This is a genomic window from Ochrobactrum sp. Marseille-Q0166 (assembly GCF_014397025.1).
Taxonomy (GTDB): domain Bacteria; phylum Pseudomonadota; class Alphaproteobacteria; order Rhizobiales; family Rhizobiaceae; genus Brucella.
On record NZ_JACJUO010000001.1, the window covers coordinates 1,023,719 to 1,049,427 of the forward strand.

Below are 25,709 nucleotides of genomic sequence, written 5' to 3' on the forward strand. Positions count from 1 at the left end.
TGCGGGAGATACAGCATGTCAGCCATCGGCGGAGACTTTGGTGCCTGGGTCACTGGAAGTGAGCAAGGGCAGCGCCTCAAGAAAAAGAAGCGTTTTGTCAGGCTGGTGTTCGTCTTTTTCATTGTTCTTGTGGTGTGGTCTTATCTTGCCTTGTTGGACGAAGTTTCCAACGGGACTGGCAAGGTTGTGCCGACATCGCAAGAGCAGGTTATTCAATCACTTGAAGGTGGTGTTGTCGCAAGTCTCATGGTGCGTCAGGACGATGTTGTAGAGCCGGGGCAGATATTGGCCCAACTTGATCCGACGGTTACCGAGTCCAGCGTGCAGGAGAGCGCAGCAAAATATCGGGCCGCTCTTGCAAGCTCAGCACGGCTGAGTGCAGAAGTTAGTCAGGCCGAATTGAAGTTCTCACCTGAGCTTGATGGGTTTCCCTTGCTTAAGGCCTCAGAAATACAATTGTTCGAAGCACGCAAACAAAGTCTTATGGAGGCTTTGTCTTGGATCACAGAATCCAAGCAGTTGGTTCAGGATGAATTGAACATCAGTCAGTCGCTGACGAAAATGGGCGCAGCCAGCAATGTTGAAGTTATTCGTTTGAAGCGGCAGCTTGTCGAATTGCAGCTCAAGGAAACAGAGATTCGGTCGGATTACATTGTTCAGGCGCGTGAAGAGCTTGCCAAAGCAAATGCGGAAGTTGAATCGCTTTCATCTGTCATTCGAGGCCGTACCGATGCCCTCACGCGTCTAACATTACGCTCACCGGTACGCGGTATCGTCAAGAATATTGAAGTGGCCACTATTGGAGGCGTTGTGCCGCCGAATGGTAAACTGATGGTGATTGTGCCGCTGGATGAACAATTGCTGATAGAGACGCGCATTTCGCCACGGGACATTGCATATATTCATCCAGATCAGCGTGCGACTGTTAAGATTACGGCTTATGATTATTCAATCTACGGTGGCCTCGAAGGGAAGGTAGTCAGCATTTCCGCAGATACGATCCAAGACGAGACCAAGCCTGAGAACTATTACTACCGCGTTTTCATTAAGACCGAAAAAGACGCGCTTCTAAACAAGAACGAGCAACGCTTTCCGATCGTTCCCGGCATGGTGGCGACAGTAGACATTCACACTGGAAGCAAGACGGTCTTTGATTATCTGGTTAAGCCATTGAACAGAGCAAGCGAGGCTCTTCGAGAGCGATAAGGAAAGCGACGCCAAACTAAGATTATCTATTCTTCCACTCGTGGCGAATAACCAGATAAACGAGGGCGATAAAGGCAACCACAGCGAAAATGCTCGACGTGTAGAGCATCACGATGGCGTCGCCGATGCGTTCATTTGCCATCATCCAGCTTGCGAGTGACAGACCGCAAGCTAGGCCGAAAATCCACGTAATGAATATGATCAGTGCTTTCATTTCGGCTCCACAATGTTGCGCTGCTGCGAAGATGAACCTGCAAATCAGCGGGCTATTTATAGCGACATCAGATTTTGTACGATGTTGAGAACATAAACAGCGGCTTGTGCCAAGGCAGCAATAGCCGCTGCGGTCGCTGCGGCTTTGTTGAACTGCGTTGCCTTCACCCAGCCTTTATGATGCGAATCGAGGTTCGTTGCGACCTCATTGACCCATTCTTCAGATACTGTCCCGTCGGGCTTTCGCAGCTTTCTCGATGGTTTAATCGCAGGTACGTCAACACCTGCAGATCGCATCCAGAGAATACCCGCGGCGACGCCGGTTATAACAGACACCAGATGAAGGATGAGGAAAACAAAATTTAGATAAATCATACCACCAACTCAGAACTCTCGTTGAGAGTTATAATAGTGCGATTGCTATATTGAGATTAAACTTTTCTCATAGCGGCGATATTTCGCAGGGGAAAGTTGGTAGCGGAGGACGGATTCGAACCGCCGACACAAGGATTATGATTCCTCTGCTCTAACCTACTGAGCTACTCCGCCACACATTGCAGTGAAACAGTTTACAGCGCCGTTTCCAGCGTTTCCAGAACTGTGTTCTTGCAAGGAATGGCGGCGGTATATGTGGGGAATGAAACCCTGTCAAGCACTCTTCGCATAGCTTTCGTCTTGTTTTCCACGTTTTGCGTAGATAAGTAACTAGCGGAAAGCAAAGGCTTAAGTTTATGGCACCTCGTATTGCGGTTTTGGGTTGTGGCTATTGGGGCGGCAACCATATTCGTACCTTGAAGAGCCTCGGTGTGCTTCAGGGTGTTTCTGACGCCAATCCACAGAACGCGGAACGATTCGCTTCTGAGTTCGGTGTTCCCAACATTCCGGTCGATGAACTCTTCTCGCATCCTGATATTGATGGCATCGTTTTGGCGCTGCCTGCGCAGTTTCATGCGCAATATGCGATCAGAGCCGTGAAGAATGGCAAAGACGTTCTGGTTGAAAAGCCGATCGCCCTGGAAGTTACTGACGCGGAAGCAGAGGTTGCAGCCGCACGCGAAAATGGTCGCGTTTTCATGGTCGGGCACATTCTGCGCTTCCATCCAGCGTTTGAAAAGCTGCTCGATATGGTGAAAAGCGGTGAGATTGGCGATGTTCGCTATGTACATTCGCACCGTGTCGGTTTCGGCAAGTTCCATGACAAGTTCGATGCGCTCTGGGATCTCGCCCCCCACGACCTTTCGATGATCCTTGCCATCACCGGCGAAGAACCCTCGGCAGTTCGCGGCGAAGGTACAGCGATCATCGACAAGATCAGCGATTTTGCGCATGTACATCTCGAATTTCCGAGCGGCATTCGCGGACATCTCTTCGCTTCCCGAATGAATTCTTATCGCGAGCGTCGTCTGAGTGTGACCGGAACCAAGGGTATGCTGGTCTTTGACGATGCCGAGCCCTGGGATCGCAAGCTTGCATTCTACAAGCACGAAGTCTGGCGCGAGAACGATCAGTGGGCGTTCAAATCGGTCGATCCGGTTTATATTCCCGTCGAAGAAGGGATGCCGCTGACGCGTGAATTGCAGCATTTCCTGCACTGTATCGAAACGCGCGAAAACCCGCGCACCGATGGGCAGGAAGCGATCAACGTATTGCGTATTCTGACCGAAGGATCGGTTAATCATTCCAGATAATGCGCCTTTGACGGAAAACTCTGTCAAGCGGTGTTACGGGAATAGCAAAACTTTGAACGCTCCACCCATGGCAGAGCGGGGCGTGAAGGAATAAGAGAATTGTCGTGGATTCGCTGAGCATTCTCAGCAAACCAGATAAATTGGAGCCAACATGCAGTTCATTGATCTTGGAGCGCAACGCGCGCGTATCGAAGACCGTCTTAATGCCGCCGTTTCCAAGGTTGTTGCGGAAGGCCGTTATATTCTCGGTCCTGAAGTGGCGGAATTTGAAAAGAAGCTGGGTGAGTATCTGGGCGTGGAACATGTGATTGCCTGCGCCAACGGCACCGATGCGCTTCAGATGCCTTTGATGGCGCGCGGCATCGGCCCGGGCCATGCGGTTTTCGTTCCGTCGTTCACGTTCGCTGCAACCGCTGAAGTTGTTGCCCTTGTCGGCGCAGAGCCGGTTTTCGTCGATGTCGATGCTGACACATACAACATGAATGTGGAGCAGCTTGAAGCCGCCATTGCAGCTGTGCGCAAGGAAGGCCGTCTTGAGCCAAAGGCAATCATTCCCGTTGATCTGTTCGGTCTTGCTGCCGATTACAACCGCATCACTGCAGTTGCTGATCGCGAAGGCCTGTTTGTGATCGAAGATGCTGCACAGTCGATTGGCGGCAAGCGCGACAATGTCATGTGCGGTGCTTTCGGACATGTCGGTGCGACGAGCTTCTATCCTGCCAAGCCGCTCGGCTGCTATGGCGATGGTGGTGCAATGTTCACCAATGACGCCGAACTGGCTGACACGCTGCGCTCGGTGCTGTTCCACGGCAAGGGCGAAACGCAGTATGACAATGTTCGTATTGGCATCAATTCGCGTCTCGATACCATTCAGGCCGCTATTTTGCTGGAAAAGTTGGCGATCCTTGAAGACGAAGTGGAAGCGCGCGACCGTATTGCCAAGCGCTACAATGAGTTGCTCAAGGATGTGGTCAAGGTTCCGGGTCTGCCTGCTGGCAACCGTTCGGCCTGGGCACAGTATTCGATTGAAAGTGAAAACCGTGATGGTTTGAAGGCGCATCTTCAGGCATCTGGCGTTCCGTCGGTCATCTACTATGTGAAGCCGCTGCATCTGCAGACAGCGTACAAGCATTATCCGGTCGCACCGGGCGGCCTGCCTGTTTCGGAGGCGCTGCCTGAACGCATCCTCAGCCTGCCGATGCATCCTTATCTTTCGGAAGAAGATCAGGACAAGATCATTGGTGCGATCCGTGGTTTCCACGGCAAATAAGCCTGATTTATCAGGGATTGAGAAAAGCCCGGCGCAAGCCGGGTTTTTCTATTGGAGTGTCCTTTGGGTCTCCAACAGGGCACACGCCGCTCTAATGGTTTTTTCGCACTATTCTACGCAAAGGCGCTACGCAGTTTTGCTGGAAGTGCTTTGCCGTTTCGCAATGCGGGAAGCAACGAAACGGGCAATTGCCGGACCAGCAAGCAGCACGATGAAAAAGCGGCTGGTTTGCATGGCGATGATAAACGGCAGGTCAACATTGCTCGATGCTGCAATAATGGCCACGGTGTCTGCACCACCGGGACTGGTGGCGAGGTAAGCGGTGAGGGGATCAAGGTCCAGCACATGCCCAAGTGCCATGCCGAACAATCCGCAGACGGCTATCAGAACAAGGGTTGACCCAAGCACTGCAGGGAAGGCGCGTGCTGCGTGTGCAATGATTGTGCGCGTAAAGCCAAGACCTATGCGCCAGCCAATGGAGATATAGCTTCCTGCCAGCAACCATGGCGGCAGATCAATCACCATCAGGCCCAAATCTTGCAACAAGGCACCAAGCGCGAGTGGCACGAGCATTGATCCGGTTGGAATGCGTGATATTTGGCCGAGATAAGCACCGCAGACGATCAAGGCGAGTGTCGGGCCGAGTGTGTTCCAGTGAATTGCAGGAAACCACTCTACGGCGGCGGGAGCAACCGTTTTGATATCGGCGGTAAACATGACCACAAGCGAAGCGGTCGTTGCCACCAGCACCACACGCAAATATTGCATGAAGGCGATCAGCCGTGCATCAGACCCGAAGGATTCGGCCATAAGCACGATTGCCGTTGCAGCTCCCGGCGAAACACCCCAGACGGCGGTTGTCCCAGGCAGAACGCGGAAACGGGCCAGAGAATAACCGATTGTAGTGCTGGCGAGCAGCGTAAAGCCTGTCGAAAACAGGATGATCGGCAGATGTTGTCCCATATTGCTGAAGAATTCAGCCGTCATGGCACGCGCGATCAAAAGACCGACAATTGCCTGTGCAAGAAGCGAGAAATGCTTGTGAACCTTAATCGCGCTTTCGCGTGACGCCAGCGTAATCGCTCCAAGCATCGCGCCGAGAAGAAACGCAGCCGGCAGCCCCAGCCATTCGCCGATAAAGATGAAAAAGGCAGATGCTATCAGCAGCAAGCCCCATTGGACTGGCTTTGGGATATGACTGACCGTATATTTATCGCGGGTCTTTTCGTGCCCGGGGAGAACGGGTTTTTGCATCGCGCTTTTTCCCTACAACCAGTAAAGGTGAGAATGCAAACGCGTTTTTCCCTGGGGCATATATGCCGCGAGAAGAAACTCTCGCGGCGGATGCCATCAGAGGATGGTTCCGAATTCCATGCTGACAGGTTCGATCAAAGACAGAAATGCATCGCAGTCCGCATTACCGTGCCAGTTTGCGCAGATTTCGCTTGCGGTGGTCTGGTTGTCGGCGAAGGCCAGATCAACAAATGTTCCATCCGCGAGCTTAACGAGGTGCTGTGCTTGCCAACCCGCTTGAAGCGAAAGGTGGTTGCTCACCATCGCTGTATAGGCGTCTCGCATGGCTTGTTCGTCTGCACCCGATTTCAATCGGAAGTGCCCGAGCTCTAAGCCGTTGCCTGATGAGGCCATCTGCGGCGGCGTCATGGCTTTGTAATGGCCTATCGAAACCATCTGTTTCAAGGTTGCTCTAAAGGCGGCAAATTCAGGTGCCGTGCCAACGAGTTTTGCTGCGGCCTGCGCATCATCCAGCGTTAACCACGAAACAAGATCAACCCGATCATCTGCATCCGTTGTGCCGGTAAATGGCATCCAGGCGATGAAGCCAGGAAGGGCGCTGATTTGTTCACGTGCACGCGCGCGCTCTTTGTCGGCGCTGGTTATGTCATTGACCTTGTAGGTGACGATTTCGAAGTATGGTGCGTTCACGAAAAAAACTCCTGTGTGTTTGGCGTGTTGCACATACACGAAACCCCTGACAGTTTTTGTCAGGGGTGTGCTATAGGCTTGGCGCATGAAAACACTGCGCCTCTTTTCTCTGCTCGATAGACTTCGTTCCGCTTCCATGCCTGTTTCGGCGGAGGCACTTGCTGCCATGCTGGAAGTGTCACCGCGCACGATTTACCGGGATATGGCGACGCTGGCCGCAATGGGTGCGCCGGTCAGAGGCGAAGCGGGATTGGGCTATCAGCTTGAGAAGGGGTACTTTCTGCCGCCGCTTCACTTTGATGCGGATGAGCTGGAAGCCATCATGCTTGGTGTCAGACTGGTTATGGCGCGCGGTGATGGTGATCTTAGCGCGGCAGCCCAACGCGTCTCGGGGAAAATCAGTTCAACGATGCAGGCCGAAGCAGGTGACCGCTATAAAACCCTGCCGCTGAGAGCTGTATCGAAAATGACCGAGGAAAACAGCAAGGCTAACCTGCATCTCTCATTTTTGCGGCGCGCGGTTCGTGATCGTGTGGTTGTCAAACTGGAATATAAGGACTTGCGGGATAAAACGACCGAACGAAGCGTGAGGCCGCTTGGACTAACCATGTTTGATGCCGTCTGGCTTTTGACCGGATGGTGTGAAAACCGTAACGATTTCAGAAATTTCCGTCTCGACCGGATCAGTAAGGTCGAAGCGGCCGGCCGGGTGTTTCGACATCAGAAGGGGCAGCGCTTCGAGGACTATCTGCTAACGCTTTAAAAATAGAAAAGGCGCGGCCTCCTCTCGGAAAGCCGGGCCTTTCAAATGAATTTCGGCTGTCTTTTATCCAAGACGGCTCAAGATGCTAACGCATTACGCCTTGAAAAAGTTCAATCCCCAAATGGACTTAACCAAAGCTCCATGAGTCGGCCTCATAGGGGTTTGATATTAGCCAATCATCGCACGACGATGGTTGAGCGGGCGCTCGACGATTTCGCGGGGTGCCTTGACGCCGTCACGTTCTTCCAGCGCTTCTGCTTTGGCGAGGTCCGCCTCGGCGACAACCAGTTCTGCTTCGGCGGCTTCTTTCTGCTGCATCAGATCGCGAATCGAACCAAAAAGATTGTCGCGACGCTGACGTGCAGCCTTCGCAAAGGTCGGATAGGCGAAATGATTGATGTCAGTGATGCCTGCCTTCTTTTCTTCCGACAGAATTTGGGCGTCGAGTTCTCCGGCCATTCGTTCGAACTCACCCATCATCAGATCAAGTTGACCCAGTTGACGGCGCTTTTCCTTCACCTGGAACAATTTCAGCCTGACGAGGCTTTCACGTGGCTTCATACGCAATACTCCTTGAACACCAACCAGCTTTCTAAATGTTGGGGCGTTCCCCCCGACTTTATTAACAGGCATATATGCGAGCGATTTTCCCGCATTATGCCGTGAAATCCGTTGCATTGCCTGGCTTTTCAGGGCTTCGGCTCTGCCACCAATTTTAAGAACAGCCTCAATAAGCGAAACAAAAAGTTAAGATTTCGCCCTTTTGGTAACCATTCCTTTACCGGCAACGTTAATCATACGCATTAGGAATTAAGGCTCGGTAAATATGGTGTGGTTTTTGAGTAACAGGTGAAAGCTAGAGTCAAATGAATCACTTAAGACATTTTCTTAATGTGATTCATGAGTATCGAGTGAGTACAAGAATTGCTTATGATTCAGTTGGATATGGTTTTTTTCTCATACGTTAAGAATTAGGCTTGCCAACCGGAATCATATTTTGTTAACCATTTGCAGGCACCTTCATATTCAGGCAACGACAGTTCCGTCAGCTGCCGTGAGGGAAAACTGGTCAGCGGCGGAAAGGGGATAAGATATGCGCGTCCTTTTGATTGAAGACGACAGTGCTATCGCACAAAGCATTGAACTAATGCTTAAGTCCGAGAGCTTCAATGTTTACACCACCGATCTGGGTGAAGAAGGCATCGATCTCGGCAAGCTTTATGATTATGACATCATCTTGCTGGACCTGAACTTGCCGGATATGTCCGGTTATGAAGTTCTGCGTACCTTGCGCCTTTCAAAGGTCAAGACGCCAATCCTCATTCTTTCCGGCATGGCTGGTATTGAGGACAAGGTTCGCGGACTGGGCTTCGGCGCAGACGACTATATGACGAAGCCGTTCCACAAGGACGAGCTGATCGCCCGCATTCATGCCATCGTTCGTCGTTCCAAGGGGCATGCCCAGTCGGTTATCACCACTGGCGATCTGATTGTTAACCTCGACGCGAAAACCGTTGAAGTTGGCGGCCAGCGCGTTCACCTGACCGGCAAAGAATATCAGATGCTTGAGCTTCTTTCGCTTCGTAAGGGTACGACGCTCACCAAGGAAATGTTCCTTAACCACCTTTACGGCGGTATGGACGAGCCTGAGCTCAAAATCATCGACGTGTTTATCTGCAAATTGCGCAAGAAGCTCGATGCCGTCTCTGGCAGCCAGAGCTACATCGAAACCGTTTGGGGTCGCGGCTATGTGCTGCGTGAGCCAGATGGCAGTGAATTGCGCGAGATCGCATAAGCAGTTTGAATTGCTCTTCAATAAGGCCCCGCTCAAGCGGGGCTTTGTTTTATGCGTATCTTTTCCGAACGCTGTTGCGCAGTTTTCAGGATGTTTGCTGAACCAACAAAAAAGCGCAGCTTACGCTGCGCTTTTTTGTTTATCTGCCGATGTGATCTTATTCGGCTGAGAAGACGATATCTTCTGCCGTTGCATGGATAGAGATGGTCATACCTGCTTCTTCCGCAAGCAGCAGCGTGTAGTATGGCTGCACCGAATGCGCATCGATGGGCTCTTCCGGCTCTGCTCCTGAATGAAGTTCAAGGAATTTCGGCGGGACACGCAGCATACGCCCCTTCACGGTGACGACGAAACGCGGATCAGTATCGCCATTTTCCAATCGTACAGCCAGCGAACCACCACGCGGGATAGCGGCATTGCCGATCAGAAGCATATTGAGCAGAAGCTTCACCTTGTTCTTAGGCAGGAGAACGCGTGCGCCTTCCCATGTCAATTCGGGCTTTTCATTCGCGAAATATTGTGTCGCGACGTGCTGAGCATCGCCGGTATCGATTTGCACGCCTGCGGAACCGGCAGCACCAAATGCGATGCGGGCGAACTGGAGCCGCGCCGAGGCATTACGGGCGCTTGATTTGATAAGCGCCATCGCATCCTCATCTGCGCCGCCTTCTTCGAGCAGCTCGAGACCATTGTTGATGGCGCCGACCGGTGAGATGATATCATGACAGATCCGGCTGCACAGAAGCGCACCAAGATCGAGCGCGGAAAGGGTGACGGGCAATGGCATGGTGTTTTCTCCAGGCGCGAACCGGCTCTGCTGGTCGACCTTTGGTCGAATATCAGGCGGCAATCAGTTGATGAGCATAAACCCCGACGAATCACCATCGGGAACCTTGAGAATCTGGATACACGCGACGTCCTGTTGCCGCAAGAAAGCTGTTTTTGCCGCCATTCTAAAGCCAATTTCAGCACATAAAGAATTAGACAAGAATTTCGCGGTTAGAATGAGCGCGATTCGGTGAAAGCGTTCATAAGAAGCGCATCCAAAGCTTTTAACAGGGCGTCAGACAGAGAAGCTGGTAGGCAAAAGGAATTATAAATGGCCATACCGTCCCTGTCGCAGATCAGGCTCCGCAACGCGGCATATAGTTTAGCGTTTATTGCGGCTTTTCTGATCTCCATCATCGCGGTGCCGCACAATGCGCTGGCACAAAGCAGCAACACATATTCGTCTCAGGAAATCGTTGATTCCGGGCACAGATTTTTTGGCTCCACGTCTGGCGGTATCGCCAGTGCTGTCGAAAAAGCATTTCAGAGCTTTGGCCTCCCTAATGGGTATATTCTCGGCGAAGAAGGCTCTGGCGCATTTATTGGCGGACTGACCTACGGGGAGGGCACGCTTTATACAAAGAATGCCGGGGATCATCGTACATTCTGGCAGGGCCCATCGCTCGGCTGGGATTTCGGCGGGCAGGGCTCGCGCGTTATGATGCTTGTTTACAATCTCGACGACATTCAGAGCCTTTATGGCCGTTATGCCGGCGTTGCAGGCTCAGCTTATGTTATCGCTGGCGTGGGCTTTAATGTGCTTAAACGCCAGAACATCATGCTGGTCCCCATCCGTACGGGGGTCGGTGCACGACTGGGTGTCAATATCGGTTACTTGAAGCTTTCCGCTTCGCCGACCTGGAACCCATTTTGATCCTGACGATCAACGAGTGCCCGTCATCGCTATGGCTGGCGCTTTCTTTTAAACGCACATCCCGAAAACCGTTTCACACTTTTCGGGATGTGCTCTAACGTGAAAAAGCTGTGATTCAATCTGCGCTCATTTTCATACTTGGCGTGCTTGTGGCGGTTTTCGTCGTGGTTCTGCTTGGGCCAACGGTCTGGCGCCGTGCTTTTTTTCTGGCGCGTCGACAGGTTCAAGCTGAACTTCCGATAACGCTCGCCGAAATCAGGGCTGATCGAGATGGGCTGCGTGCAGAACATGCCGTTAATACAAGCCGGCTTGAGCAACGGCTGAAACTTGAACGCGAAAAGACATCTGCGCAGCTTATCAGGCTTGGGCAGCTGCATGACGACCTGAAGCAGTATTCGACATTAGAGACCGACATGACTGCGCTTCGGGAAATGCTTGGGGCGCGTGACAAGCTGATTGAAGAGATCACAAACGAGCGCGATAATTTTGCGGAAAAAGCGGAAATTGTTGCAGCTGAAGTGGATCGGCTTAAAAAACACCTTTCATCTCTTCAGGAACTAGCCGATACGCTTCGTATCGAGTTAAGTGCCAAGGAGGCCGACTACGGCCGTCTGGCAAATGAGATGAGTGAATTGCGGCGTGAACGTAAAGATGCATCTGTCCGCTATAATGAGGTTTCGACGCAATTGACTGCCGCACAGACTGAACTCAAAACTGAGAAGCGCCGTAATACAGAATTGCAGCAGAAGCTCGATAAATTGATTGCCGATTTTTCTGATGCGCAGGAAAGGCTCGAGCGCCATGCTCGCATTGGCTCATCAGTGAGCACCGCATCAGGTGACATTCTCAAAGAAAATGCCATGCTGCGAGAAGAAATGTCCGTCCTTGCAGCGAAGGTGGTCGCAGCAACGGCAATGCATGAAGGCGATTCTTCACCTATTCATAAGCTGCTTGAAGCGGAAGAAACAAAAAACAGTGCCTCTCGCCCCAAAAGTCTCGCAAGCCGAATTCGTGAGCTGCGCGAGAACGGATCCCGAAAAGAGTGAAACGACCGGGACCAGATCAATACACGCAGAACACGTACGCTCTACGCGTTAGCCTCTGAAATAACATCCGACCATTCGGTATGGCGTTTCACCTGCACCTGCATGAAACTGCATCGCGGTATAATCTTCCATCCGACCTTACGGGCATCTTCGACTGCATGAAGCGCAAGCGCCTGTGCAACGCCTTTACCGCGCATCGAGTCGGGTACAAATGTGTGGTCAATGGAAATCAGCGCCGGGCCTAATTTCGTATAAGTCATTTCTGCTTCATCACCATCAATTCTGACGAAGTATCGGCCATTTTCAGCTGAGTCGAATTTCTTGATTTCGATATTTCCGACCATATCAAGCCTCTCTGATGTGCGTGCCTTAAGCCTGAATATAGTTCAGCTCGATAAAAGAAAAACCCCGGCCAGTGAACCGGCCGGGGTTTGATTTTGTATCTTCCTGTCTCAAAGAGACAGCAAGAGTTTAGTGTCTATATTGCTGGATACGGGTCGTCCTGAGACCGGCGAGACCATGCTCGTCGATTGAGGACTGCCATCCCAGAAATTCCTCCACCGTCAATGTATAACGCTGGCATGCCTCCTCCAGGCTGAGAAGCCCGCCGCGAACAGCAGCAACAACTTCAGCCTTTCGGCGAATGACCCAGCGCCGTGTACTGGCGGGGGGGAGGTCGGCGATGGTCAGCGGGCTGCCATCGGGACCGATAACATACTTTATACGCGGTCTTGTCAGATCGGTCATTGTACTCTCTACACAACACTCAAGGACCTAATCGAGACCGAGACTAACCGCACAGCTTTAAGAATTACCTAAACAGGCGGTAACTATCTGGTAACACTTGCAAAAAAATGCCTTATTTAGAGAGGAAGTCATAAAAAAACCCGGATCTCCGGGCATTTTTTTTATTATCTCACGCGAAATTGTGGCGCAATTGCTGCAAAATGAGCGATGTTTTTGCTGCGACATCTTGGCAAATACCCATTGTGTGACCTATATAGGGCGCAAATCTAAACTTTGAGAAGCAGGGCTATGCCCGGAAGCTGGATTCAATCATGAGCCTGAACAGCCTCGATCTGCCGGGAAAGCCGGAAGACACGCGCGTTGTCGTCGCCATGTCTGGTGGCGTCGATTCCTCTGTTGTGGCCGGCATCCTCAAACGTGAGGGCTATGATGTTGTTGGCGTGACGCTACAGCTTTATGACCACGGTGCGGCAGTGCATCGCGCCGGTTCATGCTGCGCGGGTCAGGACATCGAAGACGCCCGCCGCGTTTCGGAAAGCCTGGGCATTCCGCATTACGTTCTCGATTACGAAGCACGATTCCGCGAAGCTGTGATCGACACTTTTGCAAATTCTTATGTCAGCGGCGAAACGCCGATTCCTTGTGTGTCGTGTAATCAGACCGTCAAGTTTGCTGATCTTTTGCAGACGGCGCGGGAATTGGGCGCTGATGCGCTGGCGACTGGTCATTATATCCGCAGTGGTTTGAATGGCGAACATCGCGCCATGTTCCGCCCGGAGGATTCTGATCGCGATCAGAGCTATTTCCTGTTTGCGACCACGCAGGAACAGATGGACTATCTGCGTTTTCCGCTTGGGCATCTGCCAAAGGCGCGCGTGCGTGAGATCGCGGAAGAAATGGGACTGACTGTTGCCAAAAAGCAGGACAGTCAGGACATCTGCTTTGTTCCGCAGGGAAAATATACCGACATTATTTCCAAGCTGAAGCCGGAAGCGGCAACACCGGGTGATATTGTTCATATTGACGGGCGTGTTCTTGGACGTCATGACGGCATTGTCCATTACACCGTTGGTCAGCGCCGCGGGATTGGCGTGGCCACAGGCGATCCTCTTTATGTTGTGCATCTTGATGCTGCCAATACACGGGTTATTGTTGGACCACGCGAAGCGCTTGAAACGCATAAGGTATTTTTACGTGATGTGAACTGGCTCGGCGATCAAGCGCTTGATGCGCTGCCGGAAGGCGGCGTCGAAGTGTTTGCCAAGGTTCGCTCAACGCGTCCGCCACGTCCAGCTGTTCTGCATCATGCTGACGGCAAAACATGGGTAGAGCTGGTCGATGGCGAAAGTGGTATCGCACCGGGACAGGCCTGTGTGCTTTATTCTGATAACAGCAATACGGCTCGTGTTTTCGGTGGCGGGTTTATTGCGCGTTCCGAACGCGAACCACGCGCTGAAGAAATGCTGCGCCGCCTCGTCACTGGCGCTGCCAGCGCTTCGGTGGCTTGAGACAGCGCACCATTAAGAATAAGTATAGAGAAAGCCTTCAGCCTGTGCTGGAGGCTTTTTTGTCATCCGTTAAACTTACTGAAACGGGATAGCGCAATGCCCGATGCCGTAGCGACATTGAGGCTATCAAACTGCGATGACATGGGAATGCGCGCTCCGGTGAGTTGTGTGAGCAGATGCGCTGGAAGCCCTTCGCCTTCAGTCCCTAATAGCAGCGCCTGACGCTTATTGCGTGCTGCTTGATAGATATTTAGTTCTGATGAGGGACTGAGAGCCAATATGTTAAATTCGGCTGCTTGAAGTTCTGCCACAATCGTCTCGATGTTTGAACCGTGAAAATACGGGACTTTCAGTGTCGCGCCGACAGAAACGCGGATGGCTTTTCGGTAAAGCGGGTCGCAGCATGTTTTATCCATAAATACACAATCGGCTTCAAAAGCTGCCGCATTGCGAAAGATCGATCCAACATTGTCGTGATTGGAAATCCCGCACAAAACAACCACGAGAGCGGTTTCAGGCAATCGTGTGATCACGTCTGCGAGTTCTGGCTGTGGTTTGCGTCGGCCGACAGCAAGGATGCCACGATGGACATGAAAGCCCGCGACCTCATCAATGACCGATTGCGGCACGGAATAGACTTCTACGCCGGATGGTAAATGTGCAAGCTGGTCTTGCAGGCCATTCAGACGGTTTTCCAGAATGAGAAGGGATTCCGTTTCAAAGCGTGTGGCTTCCGAAAAAAGAACATTGAGGACGACTTTTCCCTCAGCGATAAAGCGCTGTTGCCGCCCGACCAGATCTTTTTCCCGGATATTTTTGTACGCTGCAAGGCGCTGATCGTTTGAGTCAGCAATTTCGACGACAAAGTCGTGCGATCGGGTGGTTTGCTCCTTCATCGCACGACTTATGCCTCATGATATGTGGTTACTGATGTAGCACCGCCGCCATTTCGCGTCGACGCGGAGTTGGACTCATATAGAGACTTGAAAGTGTAGACAACATCAACTCGATATGTGGTGATGAAACAATATAATAAATAGTCTGCGCATCGCGTCGTGTTGATACCAGATCAAGCGCTCTCAGCTTCGCAAGATGTTGTGATAAAGCGGATTGACTGAGATCGATTGCTTTTGCAAGTGCGCCAACAGACATCTCATTATTTAGTAATTTACAAAGAATGAGGAGCCTCTTGTTATTTGCTAATGCGGACAAAAAATCCGCTGCGGAATCAACATTTTCAACTAAATCAAAAAAATTATTTTCGTTAGACATTTGCAGTCATACCCCCGTAAGACAGCATAAGGTTAAAATCGCCCGGCTTCATTTTTGAGCGGGCGTAAAAAAATTAATACTATATGCTAAAATTTAAAAGAGCTTGCTTATATGTTCCAGCATAAAAATATAGGGTTTTTGTCCCAAAAAATATGGTTATTTGTTTCAGGGGGCTATTTTGCGTTAGTGAATGGACATTTTTGAGTTGTTTTTTGAACTCGTCTGCGGGAGAGCGAAGTTTCTAACGTGGTCCTTCATCTGCGCATGTAGTGACATTTGGTCTGTTCGCGTAAGCGGGAGTTTTCAGAGCAAGTCTTTTTTAATCTTAGGGAGCTGAGAGCCAAAAACGCGGCAGCAGATTATCTGCAAATAATATTATAATTAGGCGCCTCTTAGCGCAATTTTCTAGAAACATTATTTTTAATGGAATAAAAAACTAAAAAAATGTCAGGATATCCGTTGAGAATATGACCAGATTCTAAAAATTGCACTTGCATTGTTATGCGTCACACGTTTCGATAAGCGCCAATTGCGTGCTTAGGGTGCGCGCAATAATATTTCCGTGGAGGCGGGCACTAAATGAAATTCTATAAAACACTTCTTGCTGCTACGGCAGTTGTCGCTTTGATGAGCGGCGCGGCCTCGGCAAAGACCTTTGTCTATTGTTCGCCAGCATCGCCTGAGGGTTTTGATCCTGCAGCTTATACCGGTGGTGACACGTTTGATGCGTCCGCGCATCCGGTTTACAACCGCCTTGCAGAATTTAAAAATGGCACAACGGAAGTTGTCCCGGGTCTTGCTGAAAGCTGGACCGTTTCAGACGATGGTAAGGAATACACCTTCAAGCTTCGCACCGGCGTCAAGTTCCATTCGAGCGACAATTTCACGCCAAGCCGTGATTTCAACGCCGACGATGTGATCTTCTCGTTTGATCGCATGGGCAACAAGGAAAACCCATGGCACGAATATACGTCGGGCATTTCCTATGAATATTTCGATTCCATGGAAATGGGTTCGCTGATCAAGGAAATCCAGAAGATTGACGATAATACCGTCAAGTTCATTCTGACCCGCCCAGAAGCTGCATTCCTCGCAAATATTTCGATGCCTTTCGCTTCGATCATTTCGAAGGAATACACCGACAAGCTCGCAGCGGATGGCAAGCAGTCCGATCTTAACCAGTTCCCGGTTGGTACAGGTCCTTTCCAGTTCGTTGCTTACCAGAAAGACGCAGTTGTTCGCTTCAAGGCCAACCCGGACTATTGGGGTGACAAGCCGAAGATCGACGATCTGGTTTTTGCAATCACCACTGACCCGGCTGTGCGCGCACAGAAGCTCAAGGCTGGTGAATGCCACCTGATGTCTTACCCGGCACCAGCTGACATTAAGGGTCTTCAGGCCGATTCCAACCTCAAGGTTGACGAACAGGCTGGCCTGAATGTTGCGTATTTCGCTTATAATACGCTCAAGGCGCCATTCGATAAGCCGGAAGTTCGCAAGGCACTCAATCAGGCTGTTAACAAGCAGGCGATTGTCGATGGCGTTTATGAAGGTCAGGGTCAGGTTGCAAAGAACCCGATTCCACCGACAATGTGGAGCTACAACGACAAGATCGAAGACGACAAGTACGATCCGGAAGCAGCCAAAGCAGCTCTCGAAGCTGCTGGCGTCAAGGATCTGAAGATGAAGCTGTGGGCAATGCCTGTCAGCCGTCCTTACATGCCCAATGCACGTCGTACGGCTGAACTGATGCAGTCAGATCTTGCCAAGGTTGGTGTAAACGCTGAAATCGTTTCGATGGAATGGGGTGAGTACCTCAAGAAGTCGGGCGAAAAGGACCGCGACGGTGCAGTCATTCTCGGCTGGACCGGTGACAATGGTGATCCGGACAACTTCCTCGGCACGCTTCTGGGCTGCGCAGGCGTTGGTTCGAACAACCGCGCACAGTGGTGCTACCAGCCATTCGAAGACCTGATCCAGAAGGCCAAGGTTTCGACAAGCCATGACGAACGCGTCAAGCTTTACGAAGAAGCACAGGTGATCTTCAAGGAGCAGGCTCCTTGGAACACGATTGCTCACTCGACCGTTTTTGTGCCGATGTCGGCCAAGGTAACGGGCTTCAAGCAGAGCCCGCTTGGTGACTATCGCTTCGAAGAAGTCGATATTAGCGAGTAAAATCCCGACAACACCAGCGGCCGGGTGTGGAGGTTTCCTCCGCACCCGGTCGGAGTTTTTATATGTTTCGTTTTATATTAAACAAACTCCTCTATCTGATACCGACTTTTATCGGCATCACGATTGTCGCTTTCGCCTTTGTGCGCGTGCTGCCGGGAGACCCCGTTCTTCTGATGGCGGGCGAACGCGGCGTCAGTCCTGAGCGCCATGCACAATTGCTGGCCCAGCTCGGCTTTGACCGTCCATTGTGGGAGCAGTACCTCCATTATGTGGGAAATCTTCTGCACGGCGATTTCGGTCAGTCGCTGGTAACCAAAAAGCCAGTTATCGACGAATTTTTTGCTCTGTTCCCGGCAACGGTTGAACTGGCATTCTGTGCAATCATTCTGGCTATTCTTGTCGGCATCCCCGCAGGTGTTATTGCTGCTGTAAAGCGCGGCTCCTGGTTTGATCAGGGACTGATGGGCATCTCACTGGTTGGCTATTCCATGCCGATTTTCTGGTGGGCCTTGCTGCTGATCATTCTGTTCTCGGGCATTATGCAACTCACGCCTGTTTCAGGCCGTATATCGTTGCTTTATTACTTCCCGCCAGTGACAGGCTTCATGCTGATCGACAGTCTGTTATCTGGTCAGAAAGGCGCGTTTTCTTCCGCCTTGTCGCATCTGATCCTGCCGACCATTGTGCTGGCGACGATTCCGCTTGCGGTGATCGCTCGTCAGACGCGTTCGGCCATGCTTGAAGTGCTCGGCGAAGATTATGTGCGCACCGCACGGGCCAAGGGCTTACCGCTCCGTCGTGTCATTGGTCTTCATGCGCTGCGCAATGCGATGATCCCGGTGATCACGACCATCGGTCTTCAGGTCGGTGTGCTTATGGCCGGTGCTATCCTGACGGAAACGATCTTCTCATGGCCGGGTATTGGCAAGTGGATGCTCGATTCTATTTCGCGCCGCGACTATCCGGTCGTTCAGAGCGGATTGCTGATCATTGCGTTCATTATCATGGTCGTCAATCTGATCGTTGATCTGCTTTACGGCTTGATCAATCCGCGCATCCGGCACAAGTGAGGGTATCATGACACACTCAGCCATTCAGCCGGAAGCCGCCAATGAAGTCGGGAAACTCCGGGCTTTGAAGGATTTCTGGTTTTATTTCAGCGTCAATCGCGGCGCTGTCATCGGTCTTTTTGTATTTCTTGCGATCATTCTGGTGGCGATTTTTGCGCCGCTCATTGCACCGCATAATCCTATCGAGCAATATCGTGATTTCGTGAAGGTGCCTCCGTTCTGGCAGCAGGGGGGCAGCACGCAGTTCATCTTGGGAACGGATGCGGTTGGCCGTGATATTCTGTCCCGCCTGATTTACGGTGCGCAATATTCGCTGCTCGTGGGCTTTGTTATCGTTGTTATTTCGATGTGCCTTGGCATCACGATTGGCGTTATTTCGGGTTATTTCGGCGGTGGCATTGATACGATCTTCATGCGTATCATGGATGTCATTCTGGCATTTCCGTCGCTGCTGCTGGCACTGGTTCTTGTTGCTATTCTCGGACCGGGCCTGATCAATGCGGTTCTTGCGATTACGCTTGTTCTGCTTCCGCACTTTTCGCGCCTGACGCGTGCGGCGGTAATGGCTGAAAAAGAGCGGGAGTATGTAACCGCTTCGCGTCTGGCTGGCGCGAGCAAGTTCCGTCTGATGTTCAAGACGATCCTGCCAAACTGCCTCGCTCCGCTGGTGGTCCAGGCAACCATGTCGTTTTCCAACGCCATTCTCGACGTTGCCGCGCTTGGCTTTCTTGGCATGGGTGCGCAGCCACCGACACCGGAATGGGGTACCATGCTTGCTGAAGCACGAGAATTCATTCTGAGCGCATGGTGGATCGTGACCTTCCCGGGTCTTGCAATCCTGATCACAGTTCTTGCCATCAATCTGGTCGGCGATGGTCTGCGTGATGCGCTTGATCCGAAACTGAAGAGGAGCTGATCGATGGCTTTGCTTGAAATCAAGAACCTCACGGTTTCGTTCGATACATCGACAGGCCCTTTTAAAGCGGTCGATGGCATCGATATCTCAGTGGACAAGGGCGAAGTGCTCGCGATTGTCGGTGAGTCTGGCTCTGGCAAGTCGGTCGGTATGCTTGCCGTTATGGGACTGTTGCCGAAGACTGCCACGGTTACCGCTGATAGCATGACGTTTGACGGGCAGGACTTGCAAGGCATGTCCGACAAGGAACGCCGCAAGATCATCGGACGCGACATTTCCATGATCTTTCAGGAGCCGGTTGCAAGTCTCAATCCGTGTTTCACCGTTGGCTATCAGCTTGAAGAAGTGCTTAAGCGCCATCTGGGACTTAAGGGTTCCGCAAGCCGTGCCCGTGCGATTGAACTGCTGGAACTCGTCGGCATCCGCGATGCGGCTGAACGCTTGTCCAGCTTCCCGCATCAGATGTCGGGCGGTCAGTGTCAGCGTGTGATGATTGCGATCGCCATTGCGTGTAACCCCAAGCTGCTGATTGCCGATGAGCCGACAACCGCGCTTGATGTGACGATCCAGAAGCAGATCCTCGATCTGCTGATGCGTCTTCAGGTCGAACACGGCATGGGTCTTATCATGATTACCCATGATATGGGTGTCGTTGCGGAAACGGCTGATCGTGTGATCGTTCAGTATAAGGGTCACAAGATGGAAGATTCGGACGTCTTGTCGTTGTTTACCGAACCAAAACATCCTTATACGCGTGCGCTTCTTTCGGCTCTGCCGGAAAATGCTACGGGTGATCGTCTGCCAACGGTTTCCGATTTCGTCTTTTCAGATAAATCCGCAGGAGAAGCGTGATGAGCGAGATAGTTCTCGAAGCGCGCGACATCAAGCGCGATTACCATGTTGGCGGTGGTCTTTTTGGCAAGCCAAAGGTCGTTCATGCCGTCAAGGGTGTGAGCTTCAAGCTTGAAAAGGGCAAGACGCTGGCAATCGTCGGTGAATCAGGTTGTGGCAAGTCAACGCTTGCCCGCATCCTCACCATGATCGATCCGCAGACATCCGGCGAATTGCTGATCGGCGGGCAGGATGTGAATATTGCACGTGATGGTCTGACACCTGAAATGCGCCAGAAGGTGCAGATCGTGTTCCAGAACCCTTACGGCTCGCTCAATCCGCGTCAGAAGATCGGCGATGTGCTGGCTGAGCCTTTGTTGCTCAACACCAATATGACAGCCGCTGAACGCCGCGAAAAAGCGATGGAAATGCTGCTCAAGGTTGGACTTGGTAAAGAGCATTTCAACCGCTATCCGCACATGTTCTCAGGCGGGCAGCGGCAGCGTATTGCGATTGCACGCGCATTGATGCTCAATCCGAAGCTGCTCATTCTCGATGAGCCGGTTTCAGCGCTCGACCTTTCTGTGCAGGCACAGGTGCTTAACATTCTTGCGGATTTGCAGGAAGAATTCGGTCTGACCTATGTCTTCATCAGTCACGATCTTTCGGTCGTGCGCTATATCGCTGATGATGTGATGGTGATGTATTTCGGCGAGGTTGTTGAATACGGTTCACGCGATGACGTTTTCAACAATCCGCAGCATGACTACACGAAGAAGCTATTTTCGGCCACACCGCGTGCGGATGTGGATGCGATCCGTGCCCGCGTTGAAGCGCGTGCAGCGGCACGTCAGGCTGCGCAGGCATAAAGTTTTTCTCGACTGAAAAAAAACGCCGCCCTTGAGGCGGCGTTTTTATAGGCATCAGCTTGTTGCACGTTGCTGGTGCCAAGCGAGTGCGCGCACAATGTCGTCGGCATTGATTTTGCCGATGATGGCTCCGTTTTCGACGATGCCCACATCGCCGCTGCTGTCGGCAACTGCATTCATCAGATCGCGCACGAGCGTTTCACGGCGTGTTGTCGCTGCAAAGGGGCGAGGGGCAGCGGTGCGGTCAAACGGGGTCATGATGTCGCCCGCTTGCAAGACACCGAGCGGGTTCATGTGGGCGACAAAATCCGTCACATACTGATTGGCGGGTTGCAGGAGGATTTCCTGTGGTGTTCCGCACTGGATAATGCGCCCACCTTCCAAAATGGCGATGCGATTGCCGATCTTCATCGCTTCATCAAGATCGTGGCTGACGAATACGATGGTTTTTCTGAGCCGTGATTGGAAGGTGAGAAGCTCGTCCTGCAGGCGGGTTCGTATCAGCGGATCGAGTGCGGAAAAAGGTTCATCCATCAACAGGATTGGTGCGCCTGTTGCAAAGGCGCGGGCAAGTCCAACACGCTGCTGCATGCCGCCTGAAAGTTCACTCACCTTGCGTGTGGCCCAGTCCTGCAAACCGACGAGTTCAAGCTGATCACGGGCGTGGTTTAGCCGTTCATGCTTGCCCATGCCGGATATTTCCAAGCCAAAGGCGACGTTTTCTTCAACCGAGCGCCATGGCAAAAGACCAAACTGCTGGAACACCATGGAAACGAGTTCAGTTCGCAGATGCCGCAGTGTTTTGCGGTCGGCTTTACCGACGTCAATCGTGCGTTCGCCATCGCGGATCAGAACGCGGCCACGCGAAATCGGATTGAGACGATTGATGGCGCGCAGAAGCGTCGATTTTCCAGAGCCGGATAGTCCCATCAGGACAAGAATCTCGCCTTCGTGAATGTTGAGCGAGCAATCATGGACCCCCAGAACGAGATCGGTCTCAGCCTGAATCTCCGAGCGCGATGCTCCGCGATCAGCCAGTTCCAGCGCGCTATCGACATTTTTGCCAAAAATGATGCTGACATCTTCTACAGCAATGATCGTCATGGCCGGTCTCCTATTGGTCTCGCACAGCGCGGAAAATGCGGTCCAGTACAATCGCAACCACGACGATGATGAAGCCTGCTTCGAAACCGAGCGAAATATTGACGGAGTTCAGGCCACGAACCACTGGCACCCCGAGGCCGTCCGCGCCCACAAGTGCGGCAATCACCACCATCGACAAGGACAGCATGATTGTCTGCGTGAGTCCCGCCAAAATCTGCGGCATCGCATAAGGCAGCTCAACCTTCCAAAGCAGTTGTGACCGTGAAGCTCCGAAAGCTTCACCCGCTTCAACAAGCGAGGACGGTGTGGAGGAAATACCAAGCTGGGTTAGGCGAATAGGAGCCGGTATGACGAAGATTACCGTCGCCAGGAGACCTGGCACCATGCCGATACCAAAGAAGACGATCGCCGGGATCAGATAAACGAATGTCGGCAGCGTTTGCATCAGATCGAGAATTGGACGCATCACCGCGTATAGTTTCGGACGATGGGCTGCTGCGATACCTAAAGGAACGCCAATTGCCATGCAGACAAAGCACGACGAGAGAACGAGAGTGAGTGTCTTGAGCGTCGGGTCCCAATAACCTTGGTTAATGATGAACAGAAAGCCCAAAATGGTAAGCAGGACGACCGAAATACGACGCTGTATCAACCACGCGACGACCGCAAAAATTGCGATCAGAATAAGCGGATGTGGAAGTTGCAAGAGATATAAAAGGCCATCAATCAGGCCCTGCATAATCGCTGCAAGAGTGTCGAAGAAAAGCCCCCAATGGGTCGTAAGCCAGTCGACCACCGACTTTGCGGTGGGCCCGACCGGAATTTTATAGTCCGTCAGCCAGTTCAACGATTCTGTCTCCTGCTGCGTGCTTTTTCTGTTCTCAATAAAATACAAAAGAGCAGGCCGCGGTGTCCCGCGGCCTCTGTGCTGGAAGAATTACAGGCCGAGTGTCGCTTTCACAGCTGGCAGACCTTCCTTGCCGTCAACGGTTGTCACGCCGTCCAGCCATTTATCGAGGGCGGCAGGATTTGCCTTGAGCCAAGCTGTTGCCGCTTTCGCAGGTTCTTCGCCGTCATCCAGAATCTTGCCCATGATCTCATTTTCCATTTCAAGCTGGAATTCGAGATTGGTCAGGAATTTGCCAACATTTGGGCATTCCTGCGCATAGCCTGCGCGGACATTGGTTTCGACCGTTGCGCCACCAAGGTTGGGGCCGAAGAAATCATCACCGCCGGTGAGGTAGGCGATTTCAAAACGCTTGTTCATCGGATGCGGCTCCCATGCGAGGAAGACGACCGGGTCTTTGCTCTTAATGCTGCGGGCGACCTGCGCGAGCATTCCCTGTTCAGACGATTCCGCCAGCTCAAACGACTTGAGGCCAAACGCATCCTTAGTAATCATGTCGAGGATCAGGCGGTTGCCGTCATTGCCTGGCTCTATGCCGTAAATCTTGCCGCCGAGCTTATCCTTGAAAGTCGCGATATCTTTAAAATCTTTCAGCCCTTCGTCATACGCATATTTCGGCACAGCCAGCGTATATTTTGCGCCTGTCAGATTGGTGCGCAGTGTTTCCACGCTCTTGTCATCCAGATAAGGCTTGAGATCAGCGCTCATGGACGGGTTCCAATAGCCGAGGAACACATCGATGTCTTTCTTGCTAAGCGACGCATAAGTTACGGGAACGGAGAGAACCTTGATGTCGGTCTTGTAGCCAAGGCCCTTGAGTATCTCTGTAGCCACAGCAGTCGTCGAGGTGATGTCGGTCCAACCGACATCGGAGAAGCGAACGGTCGAGCAGCTCTCTGCCTCGGCAGCCTGTGCCGCGGCTGGAATGACAAAGATGGCCGTGGTAACAGCCAGCATTTTCAGGGCACTTTTCAGCGCAGGCGTCGATGTGGACTTCATTTTTCTCTCCATTAACCGGGCCGTTTTGACGGTTGATTGTTTTTCCGGTTCCAGCTTTTAGCAAACACCAAAGATTTCGCCGATCAAGTACCATTGCGGCGAAAATATTTCTGATTGCGACTTTCGGGGGCGTTGTACTCGTTTTTCTGGACCGACAGGCAAAAAGTTCGGCGCATAAAGCGTTCTGGCCGAAGCAGGGTGAAGTGGCGCCATGTTACCCACAGCTTGTCTCGTTTCAACCCTCGCAACAGGAAAAGCTTCGATAATGTCGGTGAGATGCTGGTCTATGGTTGTCGAAAAGCCAGCTACACTCTATTTGAAGAAGATAAACTTGTCAGCGCATGCTGGCCGGTGCTGGGCTGCATTTTTAGTGCGCCACCGCCGGTAAGGTAAACGTGTCAGAGAGCCTGTGATGGCAGGCAACAGGAAGGACTTGATACAGTGTGGAATGCAGTTCGGGGCGTCTTCTCCTTCCTTGGCCGTTTTATCGCGGCATTGGCCAGATTAATCGCAGTACCAGTTCGTGCTTTGTGGCGGCTTTTTCTCAAATTGGGAAATTTGTGGAAAGTTGTCGTTGCGGTATTCGTGATCGGTTTTGGTGGGCTTTATGCCTATTTTATCTGGCAGACGCAGGTCTGGACCAACTTCAATCCTGACTATCCGGCCAAATATAGCTATCAGGATGCCGTGACGCCGGGTGAGCAAGTGTCGACCGCGCCTGTTGCGCCGTTGGCCGCAACGTCTACTCCTTCTGACAACAGTGCAAGCGGGACTGACACTACACCTGTTGCCGGCAATGCCGATACGACAACGCAGCAGGAGACTGAGACGCAACCTATGCAGGCCGCGCAAATTCCTTCGACTGCACGAAAGTGTTCGCCATCTGCCATTGCAGAAGTTGCCGCTGATCTCACTGATTTCAATGTGAATCAGAATGCGTGGATTTCGTCCATGCTGCTCTACAAGCTTGGCTTTTTTGGCATGGACTGGGATCGCACGCCGTTTCTCGATAACAAAGCATCGTTCCAGCGCGGAATCAACGCCGCTGTGCGACGCACGGCAATTGAACTGGTGGACAATATCGGCCGTCTGCGCGGTACCTCGCAGATCGACAGCGATTTGCAAAAGGCGCGTGGTAATCTCCAGTTTGCAGAAGATGCCTGGTATTTCGGTCTCAGTCCGTTTGGTCCAAAGACCCCGACGCCAAGCTATTATCGTTCAGCGATCAAGGATCTGCGCTCGTTCAATACGCGTCTGGAAAACTGCCATGCAACATTCGATGCGCGTGCAGATAACCTGATTCAGTTTGTTGATCGTATAGCCAGTGATCTTGGTTCGACGTCTGCAATCCTGAAGGATCGCGCCGAGAATTACCATGCAGGTTGGTTTGATACACGTGCGGATGACCGTTTCTGGTTCGCGTATGGCCAGCTCTATGCCTATTATGGTCTGCTGCGTGCGGCCCATTCGGATTTCCGTGGTGTGCTTGCAGAAAAGCATCTCGATGGCGTCTGGGATGAAATGGAGCGGCAGTTGCGTTCGGCGCTCGATATGCAGCCATTTATCGTTTCCAACGGCAGCCCGGATGCTTGGTTTACGCCATCACATCTGACAACGATGGGCTTTTATATCCTGCGTGTGCGGTCCAATCTGGTGGATATCAAGCAGGTTCTGGAGCGTTAAG

Annotated in this window: 27 protein-coding genes and 1 tRNA gene; 14 read left to right on the forward strand and 14 right to left on the reverse strand. The window is 52.1% G+C overall.

Going from position 1 to position 25,709, the window contains the following annotated elements:
- Positions 1-15 precede the first annotated feature (15 nt).
- Positions 16-1,206, forward strand: coding sequence for an HlyD family type I secretion periplasmic adaptor subunit (locus H5024_RS04835; protein WP_187544273.1), 1,191 nt, complete (start codon positions 16-18; stop codon positions 1,204-1,206).
- Between the two features lie 22 nt (positions 1,207-1,228).
- Here the strand turns inward: H5024_RS04835 and H5024_RS04840 are convergent, their stop codons facing one another.
- From H5024_RS04840 to H5024_RS04850, 3 genes are all read right to left on the reverse strand, one after another.
- Positions 1,229-1,420, reverse strand: a complete 192-nt coding sequence (locus tag H5024_RS04840) for a hypothetical protein (protein ID WP_187544274.1) — start codon at positions 1,418-1,420, stop codon at positions 1,229-1,231.
- Between the two features lie 56 nt (positions 1,421-1,476).
- Positions 1,477-1,794 (reverse strand): hypothetical protein, encoded by a 318-nt coding sequence (locus tag H5024_RS04845; protein ID WP_187544275.1) that lies wholly within the window; start codon positions 1,792-1,794, stop codon positions 1,477-1,479.
- A 97-nt stretch (positions 1,795-1,891) separates the two neighbouring features.
- Positions 1,892-1,968: transfer RNA gene (locus H5024_RS04850), tRNA-Met, on the reverse strand.
- Between the two features lie 182 nt (positions 1,969-2,150).
- Here H5024_RS04850 and H5024_RS04855 point away from each other — a divergent pair.
- Together H5024_RS04855 and H5024_RS04860 are read left to right on the forward strand one after the other, a co-directional pair.
- Positions 2,151-3,107, forward strand: a complete 957-nt coding sequence (locus H5024_RS04855) for a Gfo/Idh/MocA family oxidoreductase (protein WP_187544276.1) — start codon at positions 2,151-2,153, stop codon at positions 3,105-3,107.
- Positions 3,108-3,258: 151 nt separating this feature from the next.
- Entirely contained in the window at positions 3,259-4,377 is a 1,119-nt protein-coding gene (locus H5024_RS04860; RefSeq protein ID WP_187544277.1) for a DegT/DnrJ/EryC1/StrS aminotransferase family protein, read from the forward strand.
- A gap of 126 nt (positions 4,378-4,503) precedes the next feature.
- On the opposite strand, the gene H5024_RS04865 is transcribed toward H5024_RS04860, so the two are convergent.
- Together H5024_RS04865 and H5024_RS04870 are read right to left on the reverse strand one after the other, a co-directional pair.
- The gene (locus tag H5024_RS04865) at positions 4,504-5,631 is read right to left on the reverse strand and encodes an AbrB family transcriptional regulator (RefSeq protein WP_187544278.1); all 1,128 of its coding nucleotides are present in this window, start codon (positions 5,629-5,631) and stop codon (positions 4,504-4,506) included.
- A 96-nt stretch (positions 5,632-5,727) separates the two neighbouring features.
- Positions 5,728-6,321 (reverse strand): hypothetical protein, encoded by a 594-nt coding sequence (locus H5024_RS04870; protein WP_187544279.1) that lies wholly within the window; start codon positions 6,319-6,321, stop codon positions 5,728-5,730.
- Between the two features lie 85 nt (positions 6,322-6,406).
- Here H5024_RS04870 and H5024_RS04875 point away from each other — a divergent pair, with 85 nt between their 5' ends.
- Positions 6,407-7,084 (forward strand): YafY family protein, encoded by a 678-nt coding sequence (locus H5024_RS04875; RefSeq protein ID WP_187544280.1) that lies wholly within the window; start codon positions 6,407-6,409, stop codon positions 7,082-7,084.
- 168 nt (positions 7,085-7,252) lie between these two features.
- Here H5024_RS04875 and H5024_RS04880 read toward each other — a convergent pair whose 3' ends face one another.
- Positions 7,253-7,645, reverse strand: coding sequence for a flagellar export protein FliJ (locus tag H5024_RS04880; protein WP_187544281.1), 393 nt, complete (start codon positions 7,643-7,645; stop codon positions 7,253-7,255).
- Between the two features lie 532 nt (positions 7,646-8,177).
- Here H5024_RS04880 and ctrA point away from each other — a divergent pair.
- A complete protein-coding gene (gene ctrA, locus H5024_RS04885; protein ID WP_187544282.1) occupies positions 8,178-8,879 on the forward strand; it encodes a cell cycle two-component system response regulator CtrA in 702 nt (233 codons plus the stop codon).
- Positions 8,880-9,036: 157 nt separating this feature from the next.
- Here the strand turns inward: ctrA and H5024_RS04890 are convergent, their stop codons facing one another.
- Complete coding sequence (locus H5024_RS04890) at positions 9,037-9,666, reverse strand: histidine phosphotransferase family protein (protein ID WP_187544283.1); 630 nt, start codon at positions 9,664-9,666, stop codon at positions 9,037-9,039.
- 312 nt (positions 9,667-9,978) lie between these two features.
- On the opposite strand from H5024_RS04890, the gene H5024_RS04895 reads away from it, so the two are divergent.
- Positions 9,979-10,581, forward strand: a complete 603-nt coding sequence (locus H5024_RS04895) for an EipA family protein (protein ID WP_187544284.1) — start codon at positions 9,979-9,981, stop codon at positions 10,579-10,581.
- Between the two features lie 134 nt (positions 10,582-10,715).
- Complete coding sequence (locus H5024_RS04900; protein WP_187546607.1) at positions 10,716-11,627, forward strand: hypothetical protein; 912 nt, start codon at positions 10,716-10,718, stop codon at positions 11,625-11,627.
- A gap of 41 nt (positions 11,628-11,668) precedes the next feature.
- Here the strand turns inward: H5024_RS04900 and H5024_RS04905 are convergent, their stop codons facing one another.
- Together H5024_RS04905 and H5024_RS04910 are read right to left on the reverse strand one after the other, a co-directional pair.
- A complete protein-coding gene (locus H5024_RS04905; protein ID WP_187544285.1) occupies positions 11,669-11,971 on the reverse strand; it encodes a GNAT family N-acetyltransferase in 303 nt (100 codons plus the stop codon).
- A gap of 127 nt (positions 11,972-12,098) precedes the next feature.
- On the reverse strand, positions 12,099-12,374 hold the full coding sequence (locus H5024_RS04910; protein ID WP_094505279.1) for a DUF1153 domain-containing protein: 276 nt from the start codon (positions 12,372-12,374) through the stop codon (positions 12,099-12,101).
- A gap of 311 nt (positions 12,375-12,685) precedes the next feature.
- Here H5024_RS04910 and mnmA point away from each other — a divergent pair, with 311 nt between their 5' ends.
- On the forward strand, positions 12,686-13,882 hold the full coding sequence (gene mnmA / locus H5024_RS04915; protein WP_187544286.1) for a tRNA 2-thiouridine(34) synthase MnmA: 1,197 nt from the start codon (positions 12,686-12,688) through the stop codon (positions 13,880-13,882).
- Positions 13,883-13,944: 62 nt separating this feature from the next.
- Here mnmA and H5024_RS04920 read toward each other — a convergent pair whose 3' ends face one another.
- Both H5024_RS04920 and H5024_RS04925 read right to left on the reverse strand, forming a co-directional pair.
- Positions 13,945-14,778 (reverse strand): RNA methyltransferase, encoded by an 834-nt coding sequence (locus tag H5024_RS04920; protein WP_187544287.1) that lies wholly within the window; start codon positions 14,776-14,778, stop codon positions 13,945-13,947.
- Positions 14,779-14,806: 28 nt separating this feature from the next.
- A complete protein-coding gene (locus tag H5024_RS04925) occupies positions 14,807-15,154 on the reverse strand; it encodes a metalloregulator ArsR/SmtB family transcription factor (protein WP_187544288.1) in 348 nt (115 codons plus the stop codon).
- 579 nt (positions 15,155-15,733) lie between these two features.
- Here H5024_RS04925 and H5024_RS04930 point away from each other — a divergent pair.
- The 5 genes from H5024_RS04930 (at position 15,734) to H5024_RS04950 (ending at position 21,015) form a co-directional block, all read left to right on the forward strand.
- Entirely contained in the window at positions 15,734-17,329 is a 1,596-nt protein-coding gene (locus H5024_RS04930) for an ABC transporter substrate-binding protein (protein WP_187544289.1), read from the forward strand.
- A 62-nt stretch (positions 17,330-17,391) separates the two neighbouring features.
- The gene (locus tag H5024_RS04935) at positions 17,392-18,399 is read left to right on the forward strand and encodes an ABC transporter permease subunit (RefSeq protein ID WP_187544290.1); all 1,008 of its coding nucleotides are present in this window, start codon (positions 17,392-17,394) and stop codon (positions 18,397-18,399) included.
- 7 nt (positions 18,400-18,406) lie between these two features.
- Positions 18,407-19,315: an ABC transporter permease subunit gene (locus H5024_RS04940; RefSeq protein WP_187544291.1), complete on the forward strand. Its 909-nt coding sequence runs from the start codon at positions 18,407-18,409 to the stop codon at positions 19,313-19,315.
- A 3-nt stretch (positions 19,316-19,318) separates the two neighbouring features.
- Positions 19,319-20,167 (forward strand): ABC transporter ATP-binding protein, encoded by an 849-nt coding sequence (locus tag H5024_RS04945; RefSeq protein ID WP_187544292.1) that lies wholly within the window; start codon positions 19,319-19,321, stop codon positions 20,165-20,167.
- Complete coding sequence (locus H5024_RS04950) at positions 20,167-21,015, forward strand: dipeptide ABC transporter ATP-binding protein (RefSeq protein ID WP_187544293.1); 849 nt, start codon at positions 20,167-20,169, stop codon at positions 21,013-21,015. The genes H5024_RS04945 and H5024_RS04950 overlap by 1 nt, the downstream gene beginning before the upstream one ends.
- A gap of 54 nt (positions 21,016-21,069) precedes the next feature.
- Here the strand turns inward: H5024_RS04950 and choV are convergent, their stop codons facing one another.
- The 3 genes from choV to H5024_RS04965 form a co-directional block, all read right to left on the reverse strand.
- Complete coding sequence (gene choV, locus H5024_RS04955; protein WP_187544294.1) at positions 21,070-22,119, reverse strand: choline ABC transporter ATP-binding protein; 1,050 nt, start codon at positions 22,117-22,119, stop codon at positions 21,070-21,072.
- 10 nt (positions 22,120-22,129) lie between these two features.
- Positions 22,130-22,966, reverse strand: coding sequence for a choline ABC transporter permease subunit (choW, locus tag H5024_RS04960; protein ID WP_187544295.1), 837 nt, complete (start codon positions 22,964-22,966; stop codon positions 22,130-22,132).
- Between the two features lie 90 nt (positions 22,967-23,056).
- Positions 23,057-23,983 carry a choline ABC transporter substrate-binding protein gene (locus tag H5024_RS04965; protein ID WP_247875250.1) on the reverse strand — a complete coding sequence of 309 codons (927 nt, stop codon included), beginning with the start codon at positions 23,981-23,983 and terminating at the stop codon, positions 23,057-23,059.
- A 483-nt stretch (positions 23,984-24,466) separates the two neighbouring features.
- Between H5024_RS04965 and H5024_RS04970 the strand changes: the two genes are divergently transcribed.
- Positions 24,467-25,708: a DUF2333 family protein gene (locus H5024_RS04970; protein WP_187544297.1), complete on the forward strand. Its 1,242-nt coding sequence runs from the start codon at positions 24,467-24,469 to the stop codon at positions 25,706-25,708.
- The last annotated feature ends 1 nt before the right edge of the window (position 25,709 follow it).

Bases quoted from the DNA above. Each gene is read 5' to 3' on its own strand.
- H5024_RS04890 (WP_187544283.1), bottom strand. From the start codon at position 9,666: ATGCCATTGCCCGTCACCCTTTCCGCGCTCGATCTTGGTGCGCTTCTG.
- H5024_RS04855 (WP_187544276.1), top strand. From the start codon at position 2,151: ATGGCACCTCGTATTGCGGTTTTGGGTTGTGGCTATTGGGGCGGCAAC.
- H5024_RS04840 (WP_187544274.1), bottom strand. From the start codon at position 1,420: ATGAAAGCACTGATCATATTCATTACGTGGATTTTCGGCCTAGCTTGC.
- H5024_RS04950 (WP_187544293.1), top strand. From the start codon at position 20,167: ATGAGCGAGATAGTTCTCGAAGCGCGCGACATCAAGCGCGATTACCAT.
- H5024_RS04875 (WP_187544280.1), top strand. From the start codon at position 6,407: ATGAAAACACTGCGCCTCTTTTCTCTGCTCGATAGACTTCGTTCCGCT.
- H5024_RS04945 (WP_187544292.1), top strand. From the start codon at position 19,319: ATGGCTTTGCTTGAAATCAAGAACCTCACGGTTTCGTTCGATACATCG.
- H5024_RS04910 (WP_094505279.1), bottom strand. From the start codon at position 12,374: ATGACCGATCTGACAAGACCGCGTATAAAGTATGTTATCGGTCCCGAT.
- H5024_RS04935 (WP_187544290.1), top strand. From the start codon at position 17,392: ATGTTTCGTTTTATATTAAACAAACTCCTCTATCTGATACCGACTTTT.
- H5024_RS04965 (WP_247875250.1), bottom strand. From the start codon at position 23,983: ATGCTGGCTGTTACCACGGCCATCTTTGTCATTCCAGCCGCGGCACAG.
- H5024_RS04880 (WP_187544281.1), bottom strand. From the start codon at position 7,645: ATGAAGCCACGTGAAAGCCTCGTCAGGCTGAAATTGTTCCAGGTGAAG.
- H5024_RS04845 (WP_187544275.1), bottom strand. From the start codon at position 1,794: ATGATTTATCTAAATTTTGTTTTCCTCATCCTTCATCTGGTGTCTGTT.
- choV (WP_187544294.1), bottom strand. From the start codon at position 22,119: ATGACGATCATTGCTGTAGAAGATGTCAGCATCATTTTTGGCAAAAAT.
- H5024_RS04860 (WP_187544277.1), top strand. From the start codon at position 3,259: ATGCAGTTCATTGATCTTGGAGCGCAACGCGCGCGTATCGAAGACCGT.
- H5024_RS04895 (WP_187544284.1), top strand. From the start codon at position 9,979: ATGGCCATACCGTCCCTGTCGCAGATCAGGCTCCGCAACGCGGCATAT.
- H5024_RS04865 (WP_187544278.1), bottom strand. From the start codon at position 5,631: ATGCAAAAACCCGTTCTCCCCGGGCACGAAAAGACCCGCGATAAATAT.
- mnmA (WP_187544286.1), top strand. From the start codon at position 12,686: ATGAGCCTGAACAGCCTCGATCTGCCGGGAAAGCCGGAAGACACGCGC.
- H5024_RS04925 (WP_187544288.1), bottom strand. From the start codon at position 15,154: ATGTCTAACGAAAATAATTTTTTTGATTTAGTTGAAAATGTTGATTCC.
- H5024_RS04905 (WP_187544285.1), bottom strand. From the start codon at position 11,971: ATGGTCGGAAATATCGAAATCAAGAAATTCGACTCAGCTGAAAATGGC.
- H5024_RS04835 (WP_187544273.1), top strand. From the start codon at position 16: ATGTCAGCCATCGGCGGAGACTTTGGTGCCTGGGTCACTGGAAGTGAG.
- ctrA (WP_187544282.1), top strand. From the start codon at position 8,178: ATGCGCGTCCTTTTGATTGAAGACGACAGTGCTATCGCACAAAGCATT.
- H5024_RS04940 (WP_187544291.1), top strand. From the start codon at position 18,407: ATGACACACTCAGCCATTCAGCCGGAAGCCGCCAATGAAGTCGGGAAA.
- H5024_RS04930 (WP_187544289.1), top strand. From the start codon at position 15,734: ATGAAATTCTATAAAACACTTCTTGCTGCTACGGCAGTTGTCGCTTTG.
- H5024_RS04920 (WP_187544287.1), bottom strand. From the start codon at position 14,778: ATGAAGGAGCAAACCACCCGATCGCACGACTTTGTCGTCGAAATTGCT.